Raw genomic sequence first — 8,775 nt, forward strand, 5'->3', positions numbered from 1 at the left:
CCCTGCAATCCTGCCCGTCGGCCGTTCTGCCGAATCCATCCACCCAAACCGCCTAGCGCGCTGATTCTCCCCGCCGAAAGAGGTCCAGAAACTCCACGACTTCTGCACCGGCGCAAACCCCTGCCTCCGGGCTGAACATCAGCAACAGCGTTCCATCCTCGCGCCGGGCACAATCAATGGCCCCGCGCGCGTACCGCCAGCGCAGTCGATCCGGATGAATCCGATGCGCCGCCAGCACCTCGTACGTATCCAGAATCCCCCGACCGATGTGTTCGAGCCACGCCGAGGGCAGGTCGCGGAGCTCCACATCACTGGCCACAGTGCGGTCCGGAAACCGCAACGCCCGCAGCACAACGCCTGATGGCGCGCTGGTGCCTCGCAGCCATTCAATCAGACGGCTCCGTGAGTCCATGACCCCGAAACCGGCGGGCGGTCGGATCGGAGATCCCAGTGGAGTCCCCCATCCCATGAGCACGGCCCGGTCCGCGCGCAGCAGAAGCAACCACCGCGCCCCTCCGCATGCCATCTCGAGTCGGTCGAATTCGCCGAACTGGTCTCCGGGAACCATTCGCGTGGCCTTTTGCGAAACGAATTCGATCACGTTAACCCACGCGGCACGCTCCGGACAGTTCCACTCGTACAGGATCTCGCCGTGCGCATCACAAATGAGAAGTTCCCGTGCACCCTGTCGCTCGCTCGTCGGAGCCCCCGGTTCCAGCACGCAGCGGGCCGTCTCCGGCCCCGCAGGCGCGGTCGGCTGGACCATCGCGCGTCCCACGCTCGCCTCCTGCCCGGAAGGGAAGGAATCTCTCACCTGCCCCGCCGTTGAATCCGGCCCTTGGCCCGCCGACACAGCGGGCGTGGACTCGACAGGAGCTGCACCGGCGGTCCCCTTGTCTTCCGCGTGAAGCTCGGCCTGCAGTTCGTCCCGAAGGCGCGCCGCTTCCATGAGGAGGAACTCCCACGGGCTGCCGATCGAGCGCTCGGGCGGCTCCCGGAAGGGTTGCACAACGAACTGACCTCCCGGAAGCGCCAGCAATCGATAGAAGGCCGCCTCGCCGGTGGCCTCGCCGAGCTCGGCATGCACAATCCGGCCCTGGTCAATGTAAATCCGGCCCGTGACCGACCCCGCCGTAACTTCCAACACGGAAGAACTCTTTGCGAGACATTCCAATTGCAGAATGTCGGTCAGCCCCACGCGCCGCAGCACACCGCGAAAGCCGCGCTCCGGCGGAAAATCCAGCAGTTGCTGCAAGGCCGCATGAACGGAGGCCCACCCCTCCGGCCGGGTCGGCTTCTCCAAAAACAGCTCCGCTCCCTGGGCCAAACAGGCCGCGCGATAATTCTCAGTGGCATAGCCCGTCAGAACCGCCTTTTGCAGATGTGGATGACTGCGGTTGAGCAGCGACAAAACCTGGATGCCGTCGATGGCCTGCATCTCGACGTCCAGCACCACCAGGTCCACAGGCCGGCTGTGCAGGACCTGAAGCGCCTCGCTGGCGTTGCCCGCTGTGAGGATCTCCCACCGCCCCTGACTGAGATCCGACATCAGCTCTGCCACGGTTTGCAGGAAAACGGGATCGTCATCCACGAACAGCACGCGGGCTTGCCGCGCAGAGGAAACCGGTGTCTTGGAAGCTTCAGGAGCCATGACAACCGGAGAGTGCGTCCAGGGTGGCTGCTGCCACCGCGGGATCCGGATCCGACAAACAACGTTCCAGCACCGCGCGGCTCCGGGACAGCCCCAGTCGCCCGAGCGCCTCAACGGCCGTCAACCGCACGTCCGGGTCCGCATCCTGCACCAGCGACTCGAGGATCCCGGCGGCAGCCTCCCGACGGTGGGTCGGATGGCCGCGGGATCGTTGCTGCGCCAACTCGGCCGGACTCAGACCGGTGATCTGTCGCAACAAGGTGGCCGCCGCCAATTGTACGCTGACATCCCTGTGCTGCAGAGCCGCTTCGACTTTGGGCAGCAGCTGCCGGACCCGTTCCGAGCGCTGCCAGCCCGGGTCGATGCGGTACAATGCCCGAGCCGCTGCCTGGCGCACACCCGCATGCGGATCCAGCAGCGTCAAGACCAGCTTCTCCACAACAGTCTCATCCCCGACAACTCCCAGCGTCTCGGCGGCTTGTTGCCGCACCTCCTGATCAACGTCCTCCAGGCGAGCAACCACGGAAGACCAGGCACGCCGGTCACCCAAACGCCCCAGGGCCTCCAACGCGGCCGTGCGAACCTCCCACTGGGCATCCTCCAAAGCCGCAATCAAGGGGTCCACTGCCTGCGGATCCCGCAACTGGCCCAGAGCCACAGCCGCCGCAGCACGTACCGCCGGGGCCGCATCCTTGAGCGCACGGATCAAAGCCGGTACCGCCGCACCCACCCCCAGCTGCCCCAAACCATCGGCTGCTGCGGCTCGCACCGTGGCATCTTCGTCGCGGAGCGCCTCCATGAGCAAGGCGGTCACCTCGGGCCCCGACGACCGGGTCAAAGCACGCACCACCGCCAACCGCTCCGCGTAGTCGCCCCCGCGAAAACGCCGAGCCAACAGGGCAATTGCGGAACCTCCCAGAGCGGCGGCTCGCTCATAATCTCCACTGGCCACGGCGTACCGGGCTTCCTCTTCCGGACTGGAGGGCCGCCAGCCCAGCGCCTGCAGCGTTTGAGCCACGCGGCGCTCCAATCGGGCATTCCCATGCCCCAACAGACCCACCAGAGCAGGAACAGCAGACCGACTCTCCGCCCGCCGAAGGGCCAGTACGGCCGTTTCCTGCACCTGCTCGTCCGAATCCCGCAAAGCCTGTACCAGGGCCCCCAGAGCCACTTCCTCCTTGAACTGCCCCAGGGCCGCCACAGCCGCACGCCGCACCGTCGGATCCGGATCCCGCACGGCCCGCAACAGAAGCTGCAGGGCAGCGCCGTCGGTACGGCCCTGCAGCTTTTCCACGGCGCGCCGGCGGGCCTCGACAGAACCTGCCCGCAGGCATCGCCCCAGCCACCAATCTCGCAGCCCCAACCCCATGACTGTCCTGCGTCCAATGTAACTGCCGTGGCGGTGAACTGGCAATGAACCATGTGCGGCGGAGCCCGGCGCAACACGGCATGGTCCGCCCCAGCGCCACTGCAGGCGCGTCTCGGCCGCATTCACTCTGCTTGGTGCTTGCGTCGGCGCTTCGCCGTGCAAGGCATCGAAACCGGCGCACTGCTCGGCACTCACCGCCGGCTTGTCCCTGCCCAGGGACTGCGGCTGGCCCTCCCCAAAGCCCGTGGACCTCTCCGATGTATTGTCCCGTTCGACAAAGCCCAATCGGGAAGGGAATAAGATCGTGAGTGAACGCGTTAGCCTCCGCAACAGGCCGGGGCCCGGGTCGAAAAGACCCTCAGACGCGTTTGCGACCCGAGCCATCCCCTTCGTTCGGGACGCCCGGAGAGCCGGCGACCGGCAAAAGCACTCTGGTCGTTGCTTCATGCATGTTCGCGCGGAGAACGTGACCGGGGCTCCGGAATCCGCACCCGGCCCGCACTCGAGGCCGGACCAAAAACCAGCGGCCTTGGGCCCACAAGACCCCACCCTCTTCCAGAGCCTCCGATCTCTTTCACCAAGGAGGGCTGCGCCCCGTCGCTGGCACCCCGTCTTTTCCCTTGGCCGGCCCTTTTGTTGGCCTTTGAATGACCGAGATGACACGCGAGTACGTGTTGCAGTCGTTTCGTCCCGGCGTCCGATTGCACATTGACTACGAACGGGAACTGAACCCGCAGCAACTGGCCGCGGTGACCGCACCACCCGGGCCGGCCCTGGTCATTGCCGGAGCGGGCAGCGGCAAGACCCGTACGTTGACCTATCGCGTGGCCTTCCTGCTGGAGCAGGGGGTGCCGCCGGAGCGAATTCTGCTGCTCACCTTCACCAACAAAGCAGCCCGCGAAATGATGCGGCGCGTGGCCGAACTGCTCGGCCAGGAACTGCCCGGTCTGTGGGGCGGCACCTTCCACGCCATCGGACACCGCATCCTGCGCCACCACGCGGAGCTCCTGGGATATCCGCGCGACTTCAGCATCCTGGACCGCGAAGATGCCCGCCAACTGCTGAATTCCTGTCTCAAGGACGCCGGTTTCGAGGGCAAACGCAAGGAGCGTTTCCCCAGGGCAGACGTGTTGCTCGAGATGTTCGCACTGGCCGCCAACCTGCAGCAACCCCTGAGCGAGATTCTCGCCACGTCCTACGACTACTTCCTGCCCCTGCAAGAGCCCATCGAACGCATCCACCGACTCTATCGCGAGCGGAAGCTGGCAGCCCGGGTCATGGACTTCGACGACCTCCTCGGTTTCTGGCTCGAGCTTTTAACCCGGCACCCCGAGGTCTGCGAACATTGGCAACGCCGGTTCCTCTTTATCCTCGTGGACGAATACCAGGATACCAACGTCGTCCAGAGCGCCATCATCGACACCCTGGCCGCCCGTCATCGCAATCTCATGGTCGTGGGCGACGACGCCCAAAGTATCTATCAATGGCGCGGGGCCGACGCCCGCAACATCCTCGAGTTCCCCAAACGGTATCCCGACGCCCGCATTTACAAGATCGAAATCAATTACCGCAGCACCCCGGAAATCCTCGGTCTGGCCAACGCGGTCATCGAGGCCAACCCGCACCAGTTCACCAAGGTCCTGGTGGCCGCCCGCCCCTCCGGTCCGCGTCCCGTGCTGGTCGTCTGTCAGGATGCCGCCCAGCAGGCCGCATTTGTCGCTCAGCGCGTGTCGGAACTCCGCGAGGCCGGCACCCCATTGCACCGCATGGCCGTCCTGTACCGGGCCCATTTCCATGCCATGGAACTCCAAATGGAGCTCACCTACCGTCAAATCCCCTTCACCATCACCAGCGGCGTCCGCTTTTTCGAACAAGCCCACATCAAGGATGTCACGGCTTACCTGCGCCTCGTAGCCAACCCTCTCGACAGCCTCGCCTTCCAACGCGTGGTCCAGTTGCTGCCGGGGATCGGTGCGCGAGGAGCCGAGAAACTGTGGGCCGCTTTTCAGAGGGAATGGGCCGCCACCCAGGCCGTCCCCTCCCCACCCCGGATCGGGTTGAGCCACACACCGATCGCCCGCGCACTGCAATCATGCACCCCGGTCTTGGGCCGCAAAGCCGGTGAGGTCTGGCCGGCCTTCGTCGCCACTGTGGAAGCATTGGAGCATCCCGAAGTGCGCCGCAGCCCTGCCGAAATGATCCGTCGGGTCCTGGCCTCCGGCTACGACGAATACCTCAAGCTCACCTACCCGAACTATCGCTCCCGCAGGGAAGATCTGGAACAGCTCGCTATTTTCGCTCAACAGTTCCAGGACCTCCATGAATTCCTGGCCCAGATGGCTCTCCTGACCAACGTGGAGGCGGAAGAAGACACCCCCTCGGGAACTGAAACCGACCGACTCCGCCTCTCCACCGTGCATCAGGCCAAGGGCCTCGAATTTGACGTGGTATTCGTCATCATGCTGTGCGACGGCTTGTTCCCATCCGCGCGTTCCCTCGACACCGAGGAGGGCGAAGAGGAGGAACGCCGCCTGTTCTATGTAGCGGTCACCCGGGCCCGAAACGAGCTGTATCTCACCTACCCGCTGCTCCACCGAATCCGGGGTGGCGAAGCCGACCCGGTCCAGCGTCCGTCCCGCTTTCTCCGGGAAATCCCGGCAGAACTCTACGAAGAGTGGACGCTCCGCATGCCGGGTAGTTACGCTTGACCCATCCCGTCTGCCGGCCCGGCCCCCTCTCTGCTCGGTTCTTCAAACAGCGGCTTTTCGGTGGACTCCTGCCTTTGCCGGGATCAGCACGTGCGAGTCTTGCGTCCGAGTCAGTTCCGCCCCCGCCAGCGACACCCCTGGCCGCCGCCGCCGGCGTTCCTGAGCCGCCAACCACCTGTCGCCGCCACCACCAAGCGTCGGAGCCAGCCTCTGACCTGCCAAACGGTTTCGTAGCCGCCGCGGAGACACTGCGGACAGGCTGCAAAGAAACCCTCCCCCGGCTCTCCTCGGGGGCCACAGACTCGGCGCATGGCTGCCGCCGCCCTCAGGCAGCAGACCTGGAATCCAAAAAAATGCTACGCCCCGCCAAGTAGCCAACACGGTGATGGACTCGGGTAGCCACAGCCGTGAGGCCGTGGACTACCGATCGAAGGAACTAATTCGTAGCCGCCGCCGTGAGGCGGCGGATCCTGGGCTGGACCACCAAAGGGTAGCCGGAGCTACTGGGTGCCAGAGACCCGATCACAAATGCTACATCTCACCCTCGACAGTCGGCGGAGCCGCGATCCAAAGAAGGGCCACGCCCCGCGCAGTAGCCCCCACGGTCATGCACTCAGGTCGCCACGGCCGTCAGGCCGTGGACCACCGAGCTGAAAACAAACTGATTCGCCGCCGCCCTCAGCCAGCGGCCCCGGGACCTCCAGACGCATTCCCTCTCATCAACCAAAGCCGCCGCGCATGACCGGATGGACCCTTCGGATCATGAGTACATCCGCCGCCGCACCCAGTATGGGGTAGCCGCCGACGGAAGTCGGCGGATGCCCCCCAATCGCCACCAAGCTGGCTACCGACGGGAATCGCTGGCTGACTTCCGAACTCCGCCGTCTTCCCGCGGCGACCACCTTCGGTTGCAATGCTCGGACCCGATGGCCCCCGCACTGTCGCACCGTAAAAACAGGGACGCCCTGCCCGCCGTCCCTTGAAGGTCCCAAGCCCTTCCCGCTCGTTCCGATCACGATCCTTTTCTGCGTCTTCTGCGGGCTCTGCGGGCTCTCCACTTCGTAGCCGCCGACGGAAGTCGGCGGACCATTCTCTCCTCCGCGTGTGTTGGGGAATCCCTGAGCTTGTTCTTTCGGTGTCTTCTGCGTGCTCTGTGGGCTCTCAACCCTGTAGCCGCCGGCGGCAGCCGGCGGAAGCTTCCCCGAAAAACAGTCCGCGCTGTCCAGCAGCGGTTATCCTTTTTTTCCATTCCCCGGATCCGGCCTTTTCTGCGTGTTCTGCGTGCTCTGTGGGCATTTTATCAAATCTTCTGCTTGCTCCGTGGGCTTTCTCCTCTGCGGGACCCTGTGGGCTTTTGGCGCAGCGGACCTTTCTCAGCCCACTGCTTCGCAGACCTCCGGTCTTGCGCGCACTCCGGGGCTCTGCAGCGGGGCGAGAAAAGAATCCCGGTGAATTCCGCCGCGTGAGGCGCTCCTCCACGATTCCCCAAAACATCGAACACGTCCGGCGCGTCGAGGCCTGTCCAGGCTGCAAACCCGCGGTCCAAGAGGTTGGAGGCCGGGATCACAATGAATCCTTAGAACCAATCCGCTTGGGAAAACGCCACTCTTTCAACAGCCTGGCAATGGGTGGTCCGTTTCCAGTTGCCCCAGGACCACTCCCTGCGCCATGTCCTGCGAGACGTCCATGATAACTCGAACAATCCAAGATCGACCACGCGTCCCACCTTTGGAGCTTTCGAGAGCGGCTCCAAAGACAGTTGCATCATCTCACCGACCACCTCAACGTCGCCATTCATCCCATGGATTCGAAAGAAACGCGATTCGCACTCTACTCGCGAAATCAACAGGTCGGTGTCGCCCGTATCGCAGTTCAAGCGAACGTCTTCGATTGGCGACAACGTTACAACAGTTGATTGAATCGGAACCGAGAACAGTCCAATCCGCCCAAATGCAACCACTGGCGATTTCCGCTCGGGAACTTCCTCCAAGACGATGAATCGCACGTTCCTCTGAAGGGTATCATGATGGACGGACTTAAGGTCCAAGACCTGGTCATGCCAGCGACTGGTCAGATATTCGCAGGTCGCCTCGTTTGGCAAGAGGAAATGTAGCCATACAGGGATATTTTTAAGGCCAGTTCCAATCGCGCCCACCGGGTGGGCAAAGCTTGTCCGGAAGAGGAATCCTTAGTTTTCTGTGCGACATCGAAACACCCTTGCCGCAACAAGCAAGCTGAAGATGGCAGTAGTTGTGTTGAACACTCTTCCCGTGCCAACCAACTCTGCATCGACATCTCAGACATTTCCCGCCCTTGTTCAGCAGTTTCGCCAGACGTTTTGTCAATACAGCAGCGGCAAGTCCTTCATCCCCAGGTACCGGCGTCATCAAGGCTGCCATCAAAAGCGATATTTCCACTTCTAGTTCTGATGGGGTGTGCCATTCGACCTCGCCAGTCATCATCGGGCCGCAAAAGGCAAGGTCATTCTGGCCTGGGGAATCAAGTCTGGCGACCGCATCGTTTCTGCAAAATCCATAAAGGTTCCTCCCGCCACGTTCTTCGATCGGATCGCGGCTCAGCCGGCGGCCGGTGCTGGGGTTGTAGTAACGGTAGCCGTAGTAAAGCAGATCAGTTTCGCCGTCCTGATACTTGGCCGAGAAGCGGAACGGATTCTCCTTTACCATCGGGCCGGTGGTGCGGAGGGGCTCGCCGAAGGGGCCGTATTCGTAGCGGGCGGTCGCCGTGCCGGTGGAGGCAGAGACCAACTGCCACACGTTCCCATTGCCGTCGTAGGTCGCAAAATGCGTCCCGGACGCCGGACCGCTCGCCATCCGCACCCAGAGCAGACCGCCCACGCCACCGGCGCCGTCCAATGTCTCGCTCAGGTCTAGGCCCCAAACATAGCTGCGCACCACGGCATGGTTCGTGGCATTCAACTCCGCAATGTGCCGGCCGAACCAGACCGGATCACTCACGGATTTCAGGTCCTCCGTCACCACCCAAACCCCGTTGCTCAACACGTAGCTCGTCTGCCGGATGCGCCGGCC

General features: G+C 63.6%; 4 protein-coding genes. 1 reads left to right on the plus strand and 3 read right to left on the minus strand.

Annotated elements, in window-relative coordinates; genetic code table 11:
* Window positions 1-52: 52 nt before the first annotated feature.
* The gene (locus ACPDIT_RS14345; RefSeq protein WP_423444607.1) at window positions 53-1,651 is read right to left on the minus strand and encodes a response regulator; all 1,599 of its coding nucleotides are present in this window, start codon (window positions 1,649-1,651) and stop codon (window positions 53-55) included.
* On the minus strand, window positions 1,641-3,020 hold the full coding sequence (locus ACPDIT_RS14350) for a HEAT repeat domain-containing protein (RefSeq protein WP_423444609.1): 1,380 nt from the start codon (window positions 3,018-3,020) through the stop codon (window positions 1,641-1,643). Before ACPDIT_RS14350 ends, ACPDIT_RS14345 begins: the two co-directional genes overlap by 11 nt.
* Window positions 3,021-3,676: 656 nt before the next feature.
* On the opposite strand from ACPDIT_RS14350, the gene ACPDIT_RS14355 reads away from it, so the two are divergent.
* Entirely contained in the window at window positions 3,677-5,728 is a 2,052-nt protein-coding gene (locus ACPDIT_RS14355; RefSeq protein WP_423444611.1) for an ATP-dependent helicase, read from the plus strand.
* A gap of 2,129 nt (window positions 5,729-7,857) precedes the next feature.
* On the opposite strand, the gene ACPDIT_RS14360 is transcribed toward ACPDIT_RS14355, so the two are convergent.
* A partial coding sequence (locus tag ACPDIT_RS14360) for an RHS repeat-associated core domain-containing protein (protein ID WP_423444613.1) occupies window positions 7,858-8,775 on the minus strand: 918 nt, incomplete at its 5' end.

Source organism: Limisphaera sp. VF-2 (assembly GCF_049537125.1).
In the GTDB taxonomy this organism is placed as follows: Bacteria; Verrucomicrobiota; Verrucomicrobiia; order Limisphaerales; family Limisphaeraceae; genus Limisphaera.

Excerpts from the sequence above, each read along its gene's own strand:
- ACPDIT_RS14345 (WP_423444607.1), bottom strand. The coding sequence starts at position 1,651 with ATGGCTCCTGAAGCTTCCAAGACACCGGTTTCCTCTGCGCGGCAAGCC.
- ACPDIT_RS14350 (WP_423444609.1), bottom strand. The coding sequence starts at position 3,020 with ATGGGGTTGGGGCTGCGAGATTGGTGGCTGGGGCGATGCCTGCGGGCA.
- ACPDIT_RS14355 (WP_423444611.1), top strand. The coding sequence starts at position 3,677 with ATGACACGCGAGTACGTGTTGCAGTCGTTTCGTCCCGGCGTCCGATTG.